The organism is Streptomyces sp. CA-181903 (assembly GCF_050937075.1).
In the GTDB taxonomy this organism is placed as follows: domain Bacteria; phylum Actinomycetota; class Actinomycetes; order Streptomycetales; family Streptomycetaceae; genus Streptomyces.
The window spans coordinates 2,693,108-2,710,797 of sequence record NZ_JBNJLY010000001.1 but is presented as its reverse complement, the minus strand read 5'-3'; the positions used below and the strand labels follow the sequence as shown (position 1 = coordinate 2,710,797).

At 72.0% G+C, this 17,690-nt stretch carries 23 protein-coding genes; 8 read left to right on the top strand and 15 right to left on the bottom strand.

Annotated elements, in window-relative coordinates; translation table 11 throughout:
• The first annotated feature begins 37 nt into the window (after nt 1–37).
• Nucleotides 38–421, top strand: a complete 384-nt coding sequence (locus ACQEVS_RS12105; protein ID WP_433027486.1) for a DUF6188 family protein — start codon at nt 38–40, stop codon at nt 419–421.
• Between the two features lie 650 nt (nt 422–1,071).
• On the opposite strand, the gene ACQEVS_RS12100 is transcribed toward ACQEVS_RS12105, so the two are convergent.
• Nucleotides 1,072–1,269, bottom strand: coding sequence for a DUF397 domain-containing protein (locus tag ACQEVS_RS12100; protein WP_433019194.1), 198 nt, complete (start codon nt 1,267–1,269; stop codon nt 1,072–1,074).
• On the bottom strand, nt 1,262–2,083 hold the full coding sequence (locus tag ACQEVS_RS12095) for a helix-turn-helix domain-containing protein (RefSeq protein ID WP_433019191.1): 822 nt from the start codon (nt 2,081–2,083) through the stop codon (nt 1,262–1,264). Before ACQEVS_RS12095 ends, ACQEVS_RS12100 begins: the two co-directional genes overlap by 8 nt.
• Before the next feature lie 121 nt (nt 2,084–2,204).
• Here ACQEVS_RS12095 and ACQEVS_RS12090 point away from each other — a divergent pair, with 121 nt between their 5' ends.
• The 3 genes from ACQEVS_RS12090 (at nt 2,205) to ACQEVS_RS12080 (ending at nt 3,509) form a co-directional block, all read left to right on the top strand.
• The gene (locus ACQEVS_RS12090) at nt 2,205–2,372 is read left to right on the top strand and encodes a hypothetical protein (protein WP_433019188.1); all 168 of its coding nucleotides are present in this window, start codon (nt 2,205–2,207) and stop codon (nt 2,370–2,372) included.
• On the top strand, nt 2,372–2,668 hold the full coding sequence (locus ACQEVS_RS12085; protein ID WP_433019185.1) for a DUF6255 family natural product biosynthesis protein: 297 nt from the start codon (nt 2,372–2,374) through the stop codon (nt 2,666–2,668). The genes ACQEVS_RS12090 and ACQEVS_RS12085 overlap by 1 nt, the downstream gene beginning before the upstream one ends.
• 511 nt (nt 2,669–3,179) lie before the next feature.
• The gene (locus tag ACQEVS_RS12080) at nt 3,180–3,509 is read left to right on the top strand and encodes a hydrophobin family protein (RefSeq protein WP_433019182.1); all 330 of its coding nucleotides are present in this window, start codon (nt 3,180–3,182) and stop codon (nt 3,507–3,509) included.
• 208 nt (nt 3,510–3,717) lie between these two features.
• On the opposite strand, the gene ACQEVS_RS12075 is transcribed toward ACQEVS_RS12080, so the two are convergent.
• The 8 genes from ACQEVS_RS12075 to ACQEVS_RS12040 form a co-directional block, all read right to left on the bottom strand.
• Nucleotides 3,718–4,581 carry a DJ-1/PfpI family protein gene (locus ACQEVS_RS12075; protein WP_433019179.1) on the bottom strand — a complete coding sequence of 288 codons (864 nt, stop codon included), beginning with the start codon at nt 4,579–4,581 and terminating at the stop codon, nt 3,718–3,720.
• Between the two features lie 103 nt (nt 4,582–4,684).
• On the bottom strand, nt 4,685–5,239 hold the full coding sequence (locus ACQEVS_RS12070) for a GNAT family N-acetyltransferase (protein ID WP_433019176.1): 555 nt from the start codon (nt 5,237–5,239) through the stop codon (nt 4,685–4,687).
• 66 nt (nt 5,240–5,305) lie between these two features.
• Nucleotides 5,306–5,908 carry a DUF1707 SHOCT-like domain-containing protein gene (locus ACQEVS_RS12065; RefSeq protein ID WP_433019173.1) on the bottom strand — a complete coding sequence of 201 codons (603 nt, stop codon included), beginning with the start codon at nt 5,906–5,908 and terminating at the stop codon, nt 5,306–5,308.
• A 253-nt stretch (nt 5,909–6,161) separates the two neighbouring features.
• Nucleotides 6,162–6,779 carry a class I SAM-dependent methyltransferase gene (locus ACQEVS_RS12060; protein ID WP_433019170.1) on the bottom strand — a complete coding sequence of 206 codons (618 nt, stop codon included), beginning with the start codon at nt 6,777–6,779 and terminating at the stop codon, nt 6,162–6,164.
• Nucleotides 6,780–6,848: 69 nt separating this feature from the next.
• Nucleotides 6,849–7,259, bottom strand: coding sequence for a hypothetical protein (locus ACQEVS_RS12055; RefSeq protein ID WP_433019167.1), 411 nt, complete (start codon nt 7,257–7,259; stop codon nt 6,849–6,851).
• A gap of 107 nt (nt 7,260–7,366) precedes the next feature.
• Nucleotides 7,367–8,122 carry a succinate dehydrogenase/fumarate reductase iron-sulfur subunit gene (locus ACQEVS_RS12050; RefSeq protein ID WP_433019164.1) on the bottom strand — a complete coding sequence of 252 codons (756 nt, stop codon included), beginning with the start codon at nt 8,120–8,122 and terminating at the stop codon, nt 7,367–7,369.
• Nucleotides 8,119–10,134, bottom strand: coding sequence for a fumarate reductase/succinate dehydrogenase flavoprotein subunit (locus ACQEVS_RS12045; protein ID WP_433019161.1), 2,016 nt, complete (start codon nt 10,132–10,134; stop codon nt 8,119–8,121). Before ACQEVS_RS12045 ends, ACQEVS_RS12050 begins: the two co-directional genes overlap by 4 nt.
• 1 nt (nt 10,135) lies before the next feature.
• Nucleotides 10,136–10,873: a succinate dehydrogenase cytochrome b subunit gene (locus ACQEVS_RS12040; RefSeq protein WP_433019158.1), complete on the bottom strand. Its 738-nt coding sequence runs from the start codon at nt 10,871–10,873 to the stop codon at nt 10,136–10,138.
• A gap of 86 nt (nt 10,874–10,959) precedes the next feature.
• Here ACQEVS_RS12040 and ACQEVS_RS12035 point away from each other — a divergent pair, with 86 nt between their 5' ends.
• Entirely contained in the window at nt 10,960–11,847 is an 888-nt protein-coding gene (locus ACQEVS_RS12035) for a LysR family transcriptional regulator (RefSeq protein ID WP_433019155.1), read from the top strand.
• A gap of 36 nt (nt 11,848–11,883) precedes the next feature.
• Here the strand turns inward: ACQEVS_RS12035 and crcB are convergent, their stop codons facing one another.
• Genes crcB through ACQEVS_RS12020 form a run of 3 tightly spaced genes read right to left on the bottom strand, consistent with a single transcriptional unit; the run spans nt 11,884 to nt 13,015 of the window.
• Entirely contained in the window at nt 11,884–12,249 is a 366-nt protein-coding gene (gene crcB, locus ACQEVS_RS12030) for a fluoride efflux transporter CrcB (RefSeq protein ID WP_433019152.1), read from the bottom strand.
• Nucleotides 12,246–12,578 carry a DUF190 domain-containing protein gene (locus ACQEVS_RS12025; RefSeq protein ID WP_433019149.1) on the bottom strand — a complete coding sequence of 111 codons (333 nt, stop codon included), beginning with the start codon at nt 12,576–12,578 and terminating at the stop codon, nt 12,246–12,248. Before ACQEVS_RS12025 ends, crcB begins: the two co-directional genes overlap by 4 nt.
• Complete coding sequence (locus ACQEVS_RS12020; RefSeq protein WP_433019146.1) at nt 12,575–13,015, bottom strand: fluoride efflux transporter FluC; 441 nt, start codon at nt 13,013–13,015, stop codon at nt 12,575–12,577. Before ACQEVS_RS12020 ends, ACQEVS_RS12025 begins: the two co-directional genes overlap by 4 nt.
• Before the next feature lie 440 nt (nt 13,016–13,455).
• Between ACQEVS_RS12020 and ACQEVS_RS12015 the strand changes: the two genes are divergently transcribed.
• A complete protein-coding gene (locus ACQEVS_RS12015; protein ID WP_351503252.1) occupies nt 13,456–13,695 on the top strand; it encodes a chaplin in 240 nt (79 codons plus the stop codon).
• 185 nt (nt 13,696–13,880) lie between these two features.
• Here the strand turns inward: ACQEVS_RS12015 and ACQEVS_RS12010 are convergent, their stop codons facing one another.
• Both ACQEVS_RS12010 and ACQEVS_RS12005 read right to left on the bottom strand, forming a co-directional pair.
• Nucleotides 13,881–14,606: a 4'-phosphopantetheinyl transferase family protein gene (locus tag ACQEVS_RS12010; protein ID WP_433019142.1), complete on the bottom strand. Its 726-nt coding sequence runs from the start codon at nt 14,604–14,606 to the stop codon at nt 13,881–13,883.
• Entirely contained in the window at nt 14,603–15,502 is a 900-nt protein-coding gene (locus ACQEVS_RS12005) for a metallophosphoesterase family protein (protein WP_433019139.1), read from the bottom strand. Before ACQEVS_RS12005 ends, ACQEVS_RS12010 begins: the two co-directional genes overlap by 4 nt.
• 353 nt (nt 15,503–15,855) lie before the next feature.
• On the opposite strand from ACQEVS_RS12005, the gene ACQEVS_RS12000 reads away from it, so the two are divergent.
• On the top strand, nt 15,856–16,074 hold the full coding sequence (locus ACQEVS_RS12000) for a hypothetical protein (RefSeq protein ID WP_433019136.1): 219 nt from the start codon (nt 15,856–15,858) through the stop codon (nt 16,072–16,074).
• Nucleotides 16,071–17,669 carry a serine/threonine-protein kinase gene (locus ACQEVS_RS11995; protein WP_433019133.1) on the top strand — a complete coding sequence of 533 codons (1,599 nt, stop codon included), beginning with the start codon at nt 16,071–16,073 and terminating at the stop codon, nt 17,667–17,669. The genes ACQEVS_RS12000 and ACQEVS_RS11995 overlap by 4 nt, the downstream gene beginning before the upstream one ends.
• Nucleotides 17,670–17,690 lie beyond the last annotated feature (21 nt).

Sequence of the window (17,690 nt, the reverse complement as noted above, 5' to 3'; positions counted from 1 at the left end):
CTGAAGAGGATCCTGTCGAACAGGAGGACCGTGGGTCCTGCCCCTTCGCGGCATGGCCGTAGCGGAGATCGGCGTGAACTTCCGGCTTGTTCTCGCCCTCGACTCGGAGTGGGAAGTCGCACTGGAATCCCCCGCCGGCCTTTCACACGGAACGGCCCGTACCAACCCGCCCGTGCCCCTGAAGCCGGAATCGCAGGACGTCGCAGCGGCCCTGCATCTCTTCCGCGCGAAAGTCCTGTCGGCGGTCGCGTTCAAGTCCGGCGCTCTGCGCCTCGTTTTCGACACCGGCCATCACCTGACCTGCCCGTCCGATCCGTCCTTCGAAGCGTGGCAGGTCACGGGCCCCACGGGGTGGCGCTTCGTATCACTGCCCGGAGGCGGCCTCGCTGTCTGGACGGTCTCAGGAACGAACGAGTCCTAACGATCTCGGCATGTGGCCAAGTGGCAGTGCGCTCAGCTCCCGGGGCGATCCGTGACCTTGTGCTTGACGACCAGAGGTTGCGGACTGGCATCTGCTGGTCGGCATTCGACTGCTGAGCCGGATTGCGCTGTGACTGCAGCGGGGGCCCGTCCCCGATCCGTCGCCGTGCGGGGCACTGGCATTGCCTGTTGGGAGCGGAACGGACGTGCTCGCCGCGCGGGTCTTGTACCGGCCGGTCAGCCGGGGCGGACGCCGGAGCGCCGGCAGCCGCGGTGAGGGTGCATGTGGCCGTGCGTACGGTGCTGTTGGTTCTGCGCGGTGGTTGCAGCCTGGACGAGATGACGCTGCCCGGTGACTGCCGTCGGGGCAAACGGCGCCTTGCTGGAGCAGCGAGGCTGGATGGTTGCGTCTTGAGCCGCTGGTGACAGGGCCCGATCGTTACCAGCCGCAGCGGCCAGGTCCTCGGGACCGCTGGAGGCCCCGGCAACACAGCCACCGATGCTCCTCCGCTTGATCAAGCGGGATTCGGAGGAGCGGCGGACGAGTTGTTCCGGCCCGATGCGCTCGCGGGCGGCACTTCGCAGCCTGGTGCGGCTGCGCGGCGGCGCTTGTTCGGCGTCGCCGTTGTTGGCCTTTCCGCCGTCCGGTGGTCAGTCGCCCGGCGTCGCGACCAGGCGCAGGAACGCGGTCCACGCGGGGGCGGGGAGGAGGAGGGCTGGGCCCTCGGGGTTCTTGCTGTCCCGCACGGGGACGGTGCCGGTGCGAGCGCGAGTGGGTGACCACTCAAGGCGGTTCCCGCCATTGGTGATGCGCTGGGAGGCGACCCAGCCGAGGCGCACGTCACGCACGGGCCAGCTCCTTCCTGCGCCGCCAGATCAGGTCGGCGGACGTCTGCGGGGACAAGGCGACCGCCCTGATCAAGTCGTATGCGTGTGCCGCAACGGACACCTCGTCCGGATCCAGGGCGGTACGGCCTTGCAAGAAGCCGTCGATGTGTACGACGTCCGCCCCGACGTCGAAGTTCAGGTTGACGAAGGACCCGCTCATACCGGGATGTGGAGGGGCGTCGTGCGGGACCACCTGGATGATGGTTTTCGGGTGGTCTTGGGCATCCAGCACTCGATCGAGCTGCGCCCTCATGACGGTCGGCGTGGTCAGCATGCGGCTGATCGCGTACTCGTCGACGATGAACCACGTCAGCGGCCGGTCTGCCCGGTCGAAGATGTCCTGGCGCGACAGCCGGGCGGTCACCAGGCCGTCAAGATTGTTCGGGCGGCCGCCGGCGAGGATCGCGCGGGCGTAGTCCTCGGTCTGGAGCAGGCCAGGGATGAAGTGGCTCTGGTACGCGCTGATCGCAGAAGCCTCGCACTCGAAGTCGATGTACGAGCGGAACCAGCCCGGATAGACGAACTTCACCACCAACGTGAACAGGCGAGCGAAGTAATCTCCCGTCCCCAGAGCCAGGTCGAGATCCTTGGCCAGGTCCTCGGAGGGAACCCGTTTCGCGTTCTCCACATAGCTGATCATTGCCTGGGTGGTGCGCGCCTGCCTGGCCATCCGGGCCTGCGACAGCTTCGCCTCGTTGCGCAGCCGGCACAGTTCCTCGCCGAAGAACGTGAGCGGCGACGACAGCGGGTCCGGTACGTCCGTCTCGACGGGCATGAGCAGTGCACCTCGCATCAATAACTTCGGTGATGTTATGAATCCGGCCCTTCCGGAGCGTACTCGCGGAGCGCAACCCTGAGACCACATCGGTCAATTGACCTCCGGAAGGGGTACCCCCATGCCCGAAACCACCCTCCCCCCACCCCCCGCGTCCCGCCGCCCCGCGCCCTGTGTCGAGTGCCGGCGGATCCGGGAGGCGTACTACGCCGCGTCGCGGCAGGGGGACCGGGTCGCCGCGCAGGGGTGGATCGTCGCGATGGGGCGGCATCACCGGTGGGTGCACTGATGCCCGCGACGGGGTGCGGGCACGCGCCCGGGGCGTGGGTGGTGGGCCGGAGCGGGGTCGCGACTTGTTGCCGTTGCGGCGTGCGGCGGTTCACCGCGTACGCGGCGCTGTGGCGCGAGGTGCCGGGGCGGGCGGTGGCCGGGCCGACGGCGTCCGTGACGGGGACGGGTGTGCTGCGGGCCCGGCGGGGCGGGGGCGGAGAAGGCGCCGGCCGCTCCCTCGCGGTCGGCGCCTCCCCCCTGCCCGCGGGACGGGCCGCGCTCAGAAACGCGGGTGGAAGTAGAGCGACTCGTTGATGACCGGCGCCGTTGGGGTTCCGCTGGTGCGGCCACTGGATCAGGCCCCGGCCAGCACCAGGGCGCCGAGGCGGCGCGCGAGGGTGGTCGGAGGTCTCTTGGAGAATGTCACGTACATGCCGTGATTCTTCACGTCTTGGTCCCGGCCGGGGAAGGGGACGTTGGCCGGGGCGGGGCGGGCATCGGCTGCCCTTGGCCCGGGTTCCGGTGGCCGACAGCAGTACGCGCGCATGGCGACGCCCCCCGCCGTGCGGGGACCATTCCGGCCGGCGGATGCGGCGGGGGAGGCCGCTCTACGGCGCGGTGCCGGTCTTGCGGCAACTCCCCCTCCCGGCTTCGGGTGAAAAAACGGGGAGAGGGCTCGGAGGTGTCCCCCATCGGGTGGTTCCCGCGCCCGGACGGGTTGTCCGCGCAGCAGCGGAGCAAGGGTTGAACGAGAAACGCGTCAACGTGAAAGAGGAAAGCGTCAACCGCCGGCTTCCCGGCCGCCGCTCGAAGGACTGCCGTGAACGTGAAGAAGACGATCGTCCGTTGCCTCGCCGGCCTCTCGGCCGCCGCCGCTCTCGTCCTGTACCTGCCCGCCGGCGGGGACGCGCTCGCGGCCGGCGGCGGTTCTACGGCACCGATGCGGTGCCGGAGCGTCGGTACGGCGCGGGACGCCGACGTGGCGTCCGTCCTCCAGCCCCTCGGCGTCGTCCTGCGGAACCCGGACACTCCGGTCGGCCTGTCGTGCACGCCCACCCGTAACGGTGGCCCCGACGTCAACTTCTGCGCGGGCAAGGATCCGGTACACGGCATCGCCGTCATCGGCCGTCGCCCCATGGGGCACACGTGTCCCTGAGATGTCGAAGGTTCTGCACTTGAGCCGCCGACGTCCCCGTGCTTCAGGGACCAAGCCCCCGACCGTGCGACGTCAACGCCCCCGGTTCATGAGGCACCACACCCTGCCCATGACGCGGCAACACCCCTTTCCGTAAGTCCGTAAGGCGCCGACGACTCTGCCCCCTCATGCCGACGACCCTGCACTCTCACGCCGACGACCCCGCCCCTCACGCCGCCGGGACCGCCGCGTCGTCGATCAGCCTGAGCGCGAGCCGTCGCGTCGCCTCGTCCGCCTTCTCGGGACTGCCGGAGTCGAACGGCGGGTGCGGGTCGTACTCGACGGCGAGCTGCGTCGCCCGGGCGGTGAGGTCGTCGCAGAGGCGGGCGGCGAGGTGGAGGCCCATGTCGAGGCCGGCCGAGACGCCGGCCGCCGTGATGATCCGGCCCGTCTCGACGAAGCGGCCGGGCGTCCAGACGGCGCCGAGCTTCGCCAGGTAGGGGCGGGAGGCCCAGTACGTCGTCGCGGGCAGTCCCTTCAGCAGTCCGGCGGAGCCGAGGATCAGCGAGCCGGTGCAGACGGAGGTGGTCCACGTCGTACGGCGGTGCAGAAGGCGCACCCAGTTCAGGATCGCCCGGTCCTCCATGGTGGCGGTCGTGCCGCGGTTGCCGCCGCCGGGGACGAGGAGGACGTCGGCGTGGCGTACGTCCGCCAGGGCCCGCTCGGCGGTCAGGGCGAGCTGCCCGGTGTCCGTACGCACGGGGCCGGGGCGGTGGGCGACGGTGACGACGCGGACGTCGGGGAGGCGGCAGAGCATCTCGTACGGGCCGACGGCGTCCAGCGCGGTGAAACCGTCGTAGAGCAGGATCGCGACCGTTCTGTGCCGGTTCCCGTCCACGGGGCGGCCGGCACCCCGGTCCCCGCGGTCACTCTGGTCGCCCCCGGCACCGAGGCCACTCCGGTCACCGCGGTCGCTCCGGTACGTCGAGGCGGCGGCGGCCGGGCCGCCCGCCCCGCTGAGCCCCACGGCGAGAGCGCCCGTGGCCGCCGCCCCCAGCACCCCGCGGCGCGACGGCTGTACTGCCGAAGTCATCCAAACCCCCTTGGCGATCAGCTGACTTCAAGGGAGTCGTGCGGGGGAGGGCCCGGGTTCCCGGCCTGGCGTGCCCGGGGCCGGGGAACAGGCTGCCCCGGGTCTACCCGGAGCCCGGCAGCAGATCATCCCGGAGCACGCCGTACCGGGCCGCGTCCCGCCACTTCCCGTCCCGGAAGGCGAAGCCGCGCATGATCCCCTCGAAGGTGAAGCCCGCCTTCTCCAGGGCGCGCCGTTCGGCGACGTTCTCCGCCTCGGTGTCCGCTTCGACGCGATGCGCGATCGTGTGGGCGAACAGGTATTCCACCAGCAGCCGTTGGGCCCGGGTGCCGGCGCCGGTGCCGGCACCGCGACCGCGGAATGCGGGGAAGAGCTGGGCGCCCATGTTCCAGGAGAAGGACGTGCGCCAGTTGACGACCTTCCGCCATCCGACGATGCCGAGCCGGGCGCCGTCGTCACCACCGCCCGAGACGATCGCCAACACGCCGCCGTCGTCGGACAGCATCCCGTTCTCCTCCCAACGCCGCCGCCAGGCGCGGGGATCGGTCCATCCGGTCCATTGGAACGGCCCGACGGTCTCAGGGTCGGTCAGAAAGCGATTGAGTTCGGGGAAGTCATCGTCCTGAACCGGGCGCAACCGGATCGCGTCGTCGCTCATCCCGGCACCGTAGCCATGGGTGTCTCAGCTCCGCGTAAAGCCTCGACTCCACGCGGGAGCGCGGCCTCAGCCCTGCGTGAGCTCCGCGCGCCGCTTGCTCCGCCGTAGTTCGCGCCGCTTGGGGTGGCGGACGACGACGCCCGCCATGCCCGGTTTTCCGCTGACGCGGATCAGCGGGGTCCCGGGAAGGCGCGGTGTGGTGGCGGTCTTGTCCTTGACCCCGCCCTCCATGCCGTCGGTGTTCACGCCCCAGCCCTCGGGGACGACGAGCACGACACCGCCCATGCCGCCCTCCGCCTCCACCGCGACCTCCGGCAGCCGACACTCGGCCGCGGTGAAGTCGAGGACGACGCCGCCCATGCCGCCGTGGGCGACGATCCGCGCGGGCACCGTCCAGAGGCCCTCGCGCTTCGCGCCGTGCATGCCGCCCTTGAGTGTCAGCGGCTTGGCCGGATCCGCGCCCGGCCGGGCGGGCAGGTCGGCGGTGAGCGCGGCGAGTTCGCCATGCGTCCGGGCGCTCAGCGCCCGCTCCACCCGCTCCTCCAACTCGCCGAAGTCGAGTCGCCCTTCGGCCGCCGCCTCGTTCAACCGCTCCACGATCGCGTCCCGCTCGGCGTGCGACGCACGCACGGACCCGTCATCGCCGGCGACCGGCAGCAGCTCACTCATACGTCCATGCTAAGCGCCCCGCACCGCCGCCCGAAGAGACGAACAGCTCCGAGCGGCCGGGGTACGCGTAAACGCGCGCCTCCTTGCCTGCGTTCGTGCACGCAGGCCCCCTCGCTCACGGCCTCCCGGGCCTCGCCCTAGGTGGTGTGCGACGCCTTGGTGCCGGTCAGCGCGAAGGCGGCCGTGAGGCCGTGCAGGGTGCGGTCCGGGGGCGGCCGCGAACCCCGAAGTAGCGGCGATGACCGGCGCGGTATCAGTACTGGAGGTTGTCCCAAATGAGCGAATAACGCCACAGCAGATGGCGACGGAAGCGGCAGCCGGGCAGCAGTCGTCTCGCCTCCTTGCGAACCTCGCCCCAAGCCATGGCAGGCATCCGGACGGGCATGCCGTCCGGGTCGGTCTTGCCGCCGTGGCGGCGGGCATGGAACCGGGCGGCCGGGACCCCCGCGCCGCTGATGATCCAGTCCTGCGGCGTCCGGTTGCGGGCCAAGCCGACGATCACCAGACGTCCGCCGGGCGTGAGCAGGCGAACCATGGCCTTGACCGCCTGTTCGAACTCGACGTGATGGACCACCGCTACGGCACTGATGAAGTCGTACGTGCCCGCGGCAAGCGGTCCATGCGAAGCCCCGTCGAGGAAGTCCGCCTCAGAGAAGGTCACCCTGCTCAGACCCGCACTGCCTTCACGAGCCAGGCGGATCATCGGGCCGGAGCTGTCCACACCGGTCACCGACTGGGCTCGTCGGGCCAGCTTGCGCACCAGCAGTCCCTCGCCGCATCCGACGTCCAATGCCGCACGGCACCCAACCGGCACAGCGTCGAGCACGAGCCGATGGTAGTGAACATTGTGGTTCCAGTAACCCGAGGTCATCGATCCACCGTATGCCGCACAGCATCTGCCCTGGTCTCCTACGACCACTGACCCCTTGGCGTCGAGCGCCTAGCCCACGTCGCCCCATTGAGCGGGGTGATCCGGGGGCCAAGGACGGGAGAAATCGAACAGTGACTCGCGGTCCATCAGCGAGTATTCGACCTCACGCCAAGCGGGCCGGCCGCTGACGATGAAGCTCCCATTCCCTGGCTCCAGCATCCAGGTCCATTCTGCGTCCTCTGCCTTCAGGTCATGTCGCTCCCTCAGCGTCTCGAATTCCACGTCCGAGGCGCGCCGAAGGTGCAACCCGTCGTGGTAGATGGGCTTGAGGAACATCAGCTCCACGTGGCCGGCATAGACCTCGATGTGCGTCGTCGTCTTGTCGATCGCAGTGGCTTCACTCACCAGGATCAACTGCCGGTGTGTCGCGGTGAAGCCGGCGACTCGGAAGAGGCGCCCTTCTCGGATGAAAGCCGACATTTTCGGGGAGCTCCCTGCTTCCGGTCGCTGGGCCCGGTCGGGACGAGTGGGCTCGGCATGTTCACCTCGGCAATACCGACCGAACGACGGGGACTTGGGCGTCCCTTTTACGGCCGCCCGCCCCGCCCCTTCACCGTAGCCCGCAGATACTCCCGGTTCATCCGCCCGATCGCCGTCAGCGGGATGCCCTTCGGGCACGCCGTGGCGCATTCGCCCGTGTTGGTGCAGCCGCCGAAGCCCTCCGCGTCCATGGTGCCGATCATGTCGAGGACGCGGGACTCCCGCTCCGGGGCGCCCTGGGGGAGGACGTTGAGGTGGACGACCTTCGCGGAGGTGAAGAGCATGGCGGAGCCGTTGGGGCAGGCGGCGACGCAGGCGCCGCAGCCTATGCACTCGGCGTGTTCGAAGGCGAGGTCGGCGGTCGGTTTGGGGACCGGGGTGGCGTGGGCCTCGGGAGCGGAGCCGGTGGGGACGGAGACGTAGCCGCCGGCGCCGATGATGCGGTCGAACGCCGAGCGGTCGACGACCAGGTCCTTCACGACCGGGAACGCCGCGGCCCGCCACGGCTCGACGTCGATGGTGTCTCCGTCGGTGAAGTGGCGCATGTGGAGCTGGCAGGTCGTGGTGCGCTCCGGGCCGTGGGCCCGGCCGTTGATGACCATGCCGCAGGCGCCGCAGATGCCCTCGCGGCAGTCGTGGTCGAAGGCGACGGGCTCGTCGCCGGCGAGGATCAGTTCCTCGTTGAGGTGGTCGAGCATCTCCAGGAAGGACATGTCCTCGCTGATGCCCCTGACCTCGTAGGTGGTCATGGCGCCGGGCGAACCGGCGTCGCGCTGGCGCCAGATGCGCAGGGTGAGGTTCACGCGTAGCTCCGCTGGGTGGGGTGGACGTATTCGAAGGTGAGCTCTTCCCGGTGGAGTACGGGTGGGCCGCCCGTCCCCGTGAACTCCCAGGCCGCCGCGTACGAGAACTCGTCGTCCTTGCGCGCCGCCTCGCCCTCCGGCGTCCGGCTCTCCTCGCGGAAGTGGCCGCCGCAGGACTCGGTGCGGTGCAGCGCGTCCAGGCACATCAGCTCGGCCAGTTCCAGGTAGTCGACGATCCGGTTGGCCTTCTCCAGGGACTGGTTCAGTTCCTCACCGGTCCCCGGGACCTTGATCCGGCGCCAGAATTCCTCCCGCAACGAAGGGATGCGGTCCAGGGCCTTGCGCAGGCCGCTCTCCGTCCGTGCCATGCCGCACTCGTCCCACAGCAGTTCACCCAGCTCGCGGTGGAACGAGTCCGGCGTCCGGTCGCCGTCTACGGACAGCAACCGGGCCAGACGGTCCGTGGCCTCGCCCACCGCCTCCGTCACCGCCGGGTGGTCCTCCGGGACGGGGGCGTGCGGGTGCCGGGCCAGGTAGTCGTTGATCGTCGACGGCAGGACGAAATAGCCGTCGGCCAGGCCCTGCATCAGGGCGGACGCGCCGAGCCGGTTGGCGCCGTGGTCCGAGAAGTTGGCCTCGCCGATCGCGAACAGACCCGGAACGGTCGTCTGAAGGTCGTAGTCGACCCACAGACCGCCCATCGTGTAGTGGATCGCCGGATAGATGCGCATCGGCACCTCGTACGGATCCTCGGCGGTGATCCGCTCGTACATCTCGAAGAGGTTGCCGTACTTCGCCTCCACCGCCTTCCGGCCCATCCGCCGGATCGCGTCCGCGAAGTCCAGGTACACGCCCTGCCCGCCGGGGCCGACGCCGCGCCCCTCGTCGCAGACGTTCTTCGCGGCGCGCGAGGCGATGTCGCGCGGGACGAGGTTGCCGAAGGACGGGTAGATCCGCTCCAGGTAGTAGTCGCGCTCGTCCTCCGGGATCTCGGCCGGCGGGCGCGTGTCGCCCCGCGCCTTCGGCACCCAGATGCGGCCGTCGTTGCGCAGCGACTCGCTCATCAGCGTCAGCTTGGACTGGTGGTCGCCGGAGCGCGGGATGCAGGTGGGGTGGATCTGGGTGAAGCAGGGGTTGGCGAAGTACGCGCCGCGCCGGTGCGCCCGCCAGATGGCCGTGGCGTTGGAGTTCTTGGCGTTCGTGGAGAGGTAAAAGACGTTGCCGTAGCCGCCCGTCGCCAGGACCACGGCGTCCGCGAAGTACGTCCGGACGGCCCCCGTGATCAGGTCGCGGGCGACGATGCCGCGCGCCCGCCCGTCCACGACGATCAGGTCCAGCATCTCCGTGCGCGGGTGCATCTCGACGTTCCCGGCCGCGATCTGCCGGGACAGCGCCTGGTACGCGCCGAGCAGCAGCTGCTGGCCCGTCTGGCCGCGGGCGTAGAACGTCCGCGACACCTGGACGCCGCCGAACGAGCGGGTGTCGAGCAGGCCGCCGTACTCGCGGGCGAACGGCACGCCCTGGGCCACGCACTGGTCGATGATCTCGACGGAGATCTGGGCGAGGCGGTGCACGTTGGACTCGCGGGCGCGGAAGTCGCCTCCCTTGACCGTGTCGTAGAAGAGGCGGTGGACGGAGTCGCCGTCGTTGCGGTAGTTCTTCGCCGCGTTGATGCCGCCCTGGGCGGCGATGGAATGCGCCCGGCGCGGCGAGTCCTGGTAGCAGAACTGGACGACGTGGTAGCCCTGTTCGCCGAGGGTGGCGCCGGCCGCGCCGCCCGCCAGGCCGGTGCCGACGACGATGACGGTCTGTTTGCGGCGGTTGGCCGGGTTGACGAGCCTGGCCTCGAACCGCCGGCGGTCCCAGCGCTCGGCTATCGGTCCGTCGGGGGCCTTGGTGTCGGCGATCGGGGCGCCGACGCTCCAGCGGGTGTGGTCGTCGCCGGCGGTCCGGCGGCCGGCCGGCCGGTCGTGGTCGTCGTCCGTGGTCCAACGGACGTCATGGTCGGACATGTCAGCTCACGATTCCTGTCAGCACGCCGATCGGGACGGCGAGGAAGCCGAGGGTCAGCAGGGCGGCCAGCCCGTTGGCGATCACCTTGAACGCCCGGTCGCGGCGCGGGGAGTTGGCGCCCAGCGTCTGGGCCGCGCTCCAGAAGCCGTGCCGGACATGCAGGCCGAGGGCGAGCATCGCGGCGATGTAGAAGGCGCTCACGTACCAGCGGTCGAAGGACGCCACCAGGTTCTGGTACGGGTGCCCCTCCTCGGCGTTGGGGTTCACGGTGAGGGTGGTGAGATCGAGGATGTGCCAGACGATGAACAAACCGAGGATCACCCCGCCCCAGCGCATGGTCCGGGTGGCGTAGCTCGCCCGGGCCCGCTTCCGCTCGTACCGCGCCGGCCGCGCGGCCAGGTCCCGGCGGCTCAACTGGTAGGCGGCCACGCCGTGCAGCACCACGGACGCCGTGAGCACCACGCGCGTCAGCCACAGGAACCACATGCGGTGCAGGAAAGGCTCGCCGATGGTGCGGATCCAGTGCCCGTAGTGGTTGAGCTCCCCTGGCCCGAAGAAGACCTTCAGGTTGCCCAGCATGTGGGCGACCAGGTACGCCAGCATGATCAGCCCGGTGGTCGCCATGACCGCCTTCTTGCCGACGGTCGAGCGCCACAGCAGGCCCACGAGGGACGGGGAACGCCCGGTGGGGGGCTCGGTGGGGGACGGGGAACGCTCCGTCCGGGTCGCCAGTGCCATGCGCCGACAGTAGGTCGGCAAGATTCATGCGTCCAAGACATGACGGACCTGGTTTCCATAGGCAACGCCTATCTATCCTGTTCGGCGTGCAACTCCAGCAGCTCCGCTACTTCGCGACGGTGGCCGAGGTACGGCACTTCACCCGCGCCGCCGAGACCCTCCACGTCGCCCAGCCGTCGCTCTCTCAGCAGATCCGGACGCTCGAACGGGAGCTGGGCGCCGACCTGTTCCACCGGGTGCGCGGCAACATCACGCTGACCGACGCGGGCGAGGCGCTGCTGCCCCTCGCCCGCCGCATCCTCGCCGACACCGACACCGCGCGGCGTGAGGTCCAGGAGGTGGCCCAGCTCCGGCGCGGCCGGGTACGGCTCGGCGCGCCGCCGAGCCTGTGCGCCAGCCTGGTCCCGGACGTGCTGCGGGCCTACCACGCGCGCTACCCGGGGATCGAGCTGTTCATCGACGAGGGCGGCTCCCGCGACCTGGTCCGCGGCCTGGCCGGCGGTGATCTCGACCTGGCCCTGATCATCACCCCGCTGGGCGTCGGCGCCCCCGCCCTGACCACCACCGAACTGCTCCACGAGGACCTGGTCGTCGTCTCGTCCACGTCCGCCCCGCCGCCGGTCCGGCGGGCCCGGATCCGGGTGGAGGACCTGCGCGGGCTGCCGATGGCGATGTTCCGGCGGGGCTACGACCTGCGGGAGATGACGATCGCGGCCTGCCGGGCGGCCGGCTTCGAGCCGTCGTTCACGGTGGAGGGCGGCGAGATGGACGCCGTCCTGGGCTTCGTCCGGGCCGGGCTGGGCGTCGCCGTCGTCCCCGGCATGGTCGCCGCCCGCTCGGGGCTGCGCGTCACGCCGTTCGAGGGCGACCGGATGCGGCGGACGGTCGCGGTGGCCCACCGCAAGGACGCGCCCCCGCCGCGCGCGGCACGGGAGTTGTGGGGGGTGTTGCTGGAGCACTTGGGGGAGGCGTGAACAGGCCGTGCGGCGGGGGACCGTGACCAGACCCCGCTAGAAAACCCCGCCGAGCCACCCGCCGAGCCACACCCCCGCGTACGCCGCCCCCAGCCCCGCGCCCACGCTCCCCAGCACGTTGAGCACCGCCGGCCCCCGCGCCCCGTCCTCCGCCAGCCGCAGCGTCTCGTACGAGAACGTCGAGTACGTGGTCAGCGCCCCGCACAGCCCGGTACCCAGCCCCAGCCGGACGTCCTCCGGAGCCACGGCGGTCACCACGCCCAGCACGAAGCAGCCGACGACGTTGACCGTGAACGTCCCCCAGGGGAACACCGCATCGTGCCGCGCCTGCACGGCCCGGTCGGTGAGGTAGCGCAGCGGAGCGCCGGCCATGGCGCCGGCGACGACGAACAGCCAGTTCACCCCCGGTGGACCTCGACCTCGTCCAGGGTGACGAGCCCGCCGGACCCCTCGTCCAGCAGCTCGTCGACGACGGGCAGGAACGCCCGTACCCGTTCCGGCGCGTCCACGATCACCACCGCCACCGGCAGGTCCTCGCTCAGCGACAGCAGCCGCGCGGTGTGCACGCGGGACGAGGCGCCGAACCCCTCGACGCCCCGGAACACGCTGGCACCCGCCAGCCCGGCGCGGTGGGCGCGGTGGACGAGCTCGGAGGCGAGCGGCCGGCCGTGCGCGGTGTCGGACTCGCCGAGGTACACCGTCAGCCGGAGCGCCGGCCCGCGCGGGATCACCGTCGTCCTCCCCGCACCAGCCGGCGCGTCACGGCCGACGCGGCCCACACCGCCGCCAGCGCGGCGAGCGGCGTCGCGGCCAGGTACAGCAGCCCGGTCGCCGTGCGGCCGTCCGCCAGGAAGTCACGGACGTCGACGGCGTAGGTGGAGAACGTCGTGTAGCCGCCGAGCACCCCGGTGCCGAGGAAGGGACGCAGCAGCCGGTGCGGGGAACCCCGTTCGGCGATGGTCACCAGCAGGACGCCGATCAGGGCGCAGCCGGTCGCGTTGACCAGGAACGTCGTCCAGGGGAAGGCACCGTCCGGCGTCGGCCACAGCAGACCGGCGCCGTAGCGGGCCGCCGCGCCCAGCCCGCCGCCGAGGGACACCGCGGCTACGACGGGCCCCTGACCGGGATTGCGCCGTGCGGTGGCCGGGGCGGCCGGTGTCGTGCTCATCCGGCCACGCTAACGCACGCCCCGAGCGGCCACCCGCCGAGCACTGGCACCACCCGCCGAGCGCCACCCGCCACCCGCCGAGCGCCACCCGCCGCTCATCGAGCGCCACCCCACCTCACCACCGGAAGGGCCGCCGTCCGTCCCCAGCAGCCCCAGCGCCAGACCAGTCCGGCCTGGCCCGCTCCGACGATCGATCCCGCGCATGGCCGTCCCTCCCCGCCGGTCGTCCGTCCGTCCCTTGGACGCGGTGCGGGGCGCGGCTGTACAGACGTCGCACGGACGTCATGGCAGCTTCCGGGGCCCGGCGGGGCCGTTCGGCCGCCGGTCACCCGTCCGCCGCACGATTCGAAACCTTCGGGGTGATCGGGCGTTGATCCGGGCTCCCGGCCGTCAGCGGCCGTGAGTCTCGACCCTGTCAGACCGAACGAAGGTGTCACCCCATGTCACGAATCGCCAAGGCAGCGGCCCTCACCGCCACCGTGGGCACGGCGCTCGCCGGCGTCTCCGGCACCGCCCTCGCCGACTCGAACGCCAAGGGGGCGGCCGTCGGCTCCCCGGGCGTCATCTCGGGCAACGTCATCCAGATCCCGATCCACCTCCCCATCAACCTCTGCGGCAACACCATCGACATCGTCGGTCTGCTCAACTCGACCAACGGCAACGTCTGCGTCGCCGACTGACGCACCGCACCCCGACGACACCGGGCGCGTCCGCGCCGGGCCTCCGCTCCGCACGGCGGAGGGCCCCGCGGGACCGGCGCCCGTTCGTGGCGCCCCCGACGCGGTCGGCGGGCGCCACGCCGGTGTTCACATCCGCCGCCACACCCGTCGCCACACCGGATTCCGCGCCGGATTCCACACCGGTTCTACGGGACGGCGGCCCGGTCGTCCTCGGCCTCCGCGGTTCCTTCCGTCGCGGCACCGGTCGGCGCCGCGACGGCGATGGCCGTGACGACGAGGCCCTCGCCCGCCGTCCAGCGCCCCTCGAAGCCGTCCAGCCGGCGGCCGCCGACGACCGGGCCCGGCACCAGCAGCCGGGCCGTGAACGTGCCGGCGTCCGGATCGACGGTGAGCTCGGCCTCGTCGAAGTCCAGCTCCAGGCCGGTCAGCGGGTACCACGCCTTGAAGACGCTCTCCTTGGCGCTGAACAGCAGCCGGTCCCAGTGCACGTCCGGCCGGCGGGCCGCCAGGCCGGCCAGCCACTCGCGCTCGGACGGCAGCGAGACCATGGCGAGGACGCCGTCCGGGAGCGGCCCGTTCGGCTCGGCGTCTATCCCGAGCGACGCCGCGTCGGCGGCCCGCGCGACCGCGGCACCGCGGAAGCCCTGGCAGTGCGTCATGCTCCCCACCACGCCGTCCGGCCAGCCCGGCGCGCCCCGCTTGCCGGGCAGCAGCGGACCGGGCGGGAGGCCCAGCCGGCCGAGGGCGGCGCGGGCGCACACCCGGACGGTGGCGAACTCGTGCAGGCGCTTGGGGACGGCGCGGGCGACGTGGGCGGCCTCCTCGGGGAAGAGGAGGCTCACCGGGTCGTCCGGGGCGTCGGTGAAGGCGTGTTCGGTGACGGCCCAGGCGGGCAGGAGTGCGGCGATCACCAGACGGCTCCCGGCTCGTCCACGGGCTGGGGCAGGATCTGCCGGAGCGGCTCCCGGGGCGGCCGGGGCCGCCACTCGCGCGGGTAGCCGACCGACACCTCCTCGAAGCGGACCCCGTCGTACCGGGTCACGCGGGGGATGTGCAGGTGCCCGTAGACCGCGGCGGCGGCCCGGAAGCGGACGTGCCAGTCGGCGGTGAGCTCGGTGCCGCACCACTGGGCGAAGTCCGGGTAGCGCAGGATCCGGGTGGGTTCGCGGACCAGTGGCCAGTGGCTGACGAGGACCGTCCGCATACCGGGGTCGAGCTCCGCCAGCCGGCGCTCGGTGTAGGCGACGCGCGCCCGGCACCAGTCGTCGCGGGTGGCGTACGGGTCCGGGTGCAGGAAGTGCTCGTCGGTGCAGACGACGCCCGCCTCGTAGGCCCGGCGCAGCGACTCCTCCTTGGTGTCGGCGCCGGGGACGCGGAACGTGTAGTCGTAGAGGGTGAACAGCGGCGCGACGGCCACCGGGCCGCCGTCGCCCTCCCACACCGGGTAGGGGTCCTCGGGCGTGGCGACGCCGAGTTCGCGGCAGAGCTCCACCAGGCGCAGGTAGCGCTTCTCGCCGCGCAGGTCGCAGGGGTCCTTGGGCGGGGTCCACAACTCGTGGTTGCCGGGCGCCCAGATCACCTTGGCGAAGCGGCCGGCGAGCAGCCGCAGGGCCCACTCGACGTCGTCGTACCGCTCCGCGACGTCGCCGGCGACGATCAGCCAGTCGTCGTCGTGGGTGGGGCGCAGGGTCTCGGTGAGGGCGCGGTTCTCGGCGTGGGCGATGTGGAGGTCGCTGACGGCGAGCAGTCTTCCGGCCGGGTGGTGGGGCTCCGGTTGCGAGGGAGGCACGGTTTGCGGGTGGGGCACGGCTGGGTCCTTTGCGGTCTTTCGTCGTTCCGTCGTTCCGTCGTACTCGTGTGTTCCGTCGTACTCGTGAACTGCTGGTCGGTTCCCGGCCGGTGGCGGCCGTCCCGTCGTTCTGTCGTCCCGTCGTTCCAGGCCCGCGTCCCGCGCCCGGCCCCTCACGCTAATACGGCGGTCCGGCCGGGCGGAACCCCTGTTCGGGGTGGCCGAGGCGGTAGGGGCGGGTGGGGCGTGGCGCTCGGGCCTCGGGGGCGAGGGGCGACGGACGGCGGGGGAGGCGGGACTTGGGGAGGGGGCGCCGAGGGCGGCCACGGGGAGGATTACGGGGCCCGGCGCGCGTGGCCGATGATGGGGGCATGACCAACGACGGGGGAAGGGCGCATCAGCCCACCAGTTACGACCTGCGGCCGCCGGCCCCGGCCTGGCCGAACCCGTACGCGGACCCGGCGGCGCCGCCGCTGACCCAGGACCCGGCCGCGATGGCCGTCGCGCCCGGTGCGGCTGCCGACGTGGCACCCGGCGGGACGGGACCGGTCGGGGGCCGGGGACGGCGGTGGGCCCGGGGGCGGCCGTGAGTTCAGGGACGGCCGGGGCTCCGGGGGCGGCCGGGGCTTCGGTGGCGGCCGGAGGCCCGGGAACGGCCGCCGCCGGAGCCGCCGAGCCGGGCGCGGGCCGTCGGATCGGCGGCCGGTACCTGCTCCGGTCGCGGCTGGGCCACGGCGGCATGGGCACGGTGTGGCGGGCACACGACGAGGTCGTGGACCGCGAGGTCGCCGTCAAGGAGCCGCGCGTCCCGGACCACCTGCCGGAGTCCATGCGGCAGACCATCCACCTGCGGATGCAGCGCGAGGCCCGCGCCGCGGCCCGCGTCGCGCACCCCTCCGTCGTCGCCGTGCACGACGTGGTGGTGGAGGACGGCCGGCCCTGGATCGTCATGGAGCTGGTCAAGGGCCAGTCGCTGGGCGGCCGGCTGAACGAGGGGACGCTGGACGCCCGCGAGGCCGCCCGCGTCGGCCTCGCCGTGCTGGGCGCGCTGGAGGCGGCGCACGAGGCCGGGGTGCTGCACCGGGACGTCAAGCCGGACAACGTCCTGCTCGGGCGGCACGACCGGGTGGTGCTCACCGACTTCGGCATCGCGCAGATCGAGGGCGAGCAGGGCCTCACGGAGACCGGCGGCTTCATCGGCTCGCCCGAGTTCGTCGCGCCGGAACGGGCGTTGGGGCAGCGGCCCGGGCCCGCGTCCGACCTGTGGTCGCTGGGCGTCGTGCTGTACGCGGCCGTCGAGGGCATGTCGCCGTTCCGCCGTTCCAACACGCAGGCGACGATGCAGGCCGTGCTCTCCGCGGAACCGCCGCGGCCGACCCGGGGCCCGGCCGCCCTCACCGACATCGTGATGCGCCTGCTGCGCAAGGAGCCGTCCGCCCGGCCGACGACGTCCGAGGTGCGCGCGGCCCTGGAGGAGGTCGCGCGGCCGGCTCCGCCGGTGCCCGTCGCCCCGGCGGTACCGGTCACCGGCAGCCGGTGGATCCCGCCGGTGCTGCACCACAAGCGGAAGACGCAGTGGTCGTTGGGCGTCGGGGTCGTGGTGGTGGGGGCCGCCGTGGCGCTGTTCGCCGTCAACCCGTTCGGCTACGGGCCGGCGACGCCGCTGCACTGGAAGGTCGTCGAAGAGCCGGAGGTCGTCAAGGCGTCGCTGGCCGTGCCGGAGGACTACGTCAAGGAGATCAAGCCCGACGAGCACTTGGTGCTCTTCAACGACCCCGGCGGGGTCTACCGGGTCTCCCTGTTCACCCACAACGACCCGCCCGCCGGCTCCGTCGACGCGTCCGACAAGGACAAGCAGGTCGACTCGGCCCGCATCCAGGCCGCCAAGCGCAGGACGAGACTGGAGAAGGGCGAGATCACCGGGGTCGCCGACGCCCGGGTGTCGGTCGGGTCCGCGCCCTCCTTCGACGGCCGGGAGTCGGTGGAGATGACGACCGTCTACCGGAAGTCCGGCTCCGGCGACGACGACCCCAAGGCCGTCCGCCGCACCCGCGTCATCGTCAACAAGGCGAAGGACACCGCCTGGTACCTGGAGGTGACGATGCCGGAGAAGGGCAAGGCGCGGGCGGACGGCGACAAGCTGTACAAGGAGGTCCTGCGGTACCTCAAGCTCAAGGAGAAGTGAGGCTGGGGGGTTCCGTTTTCG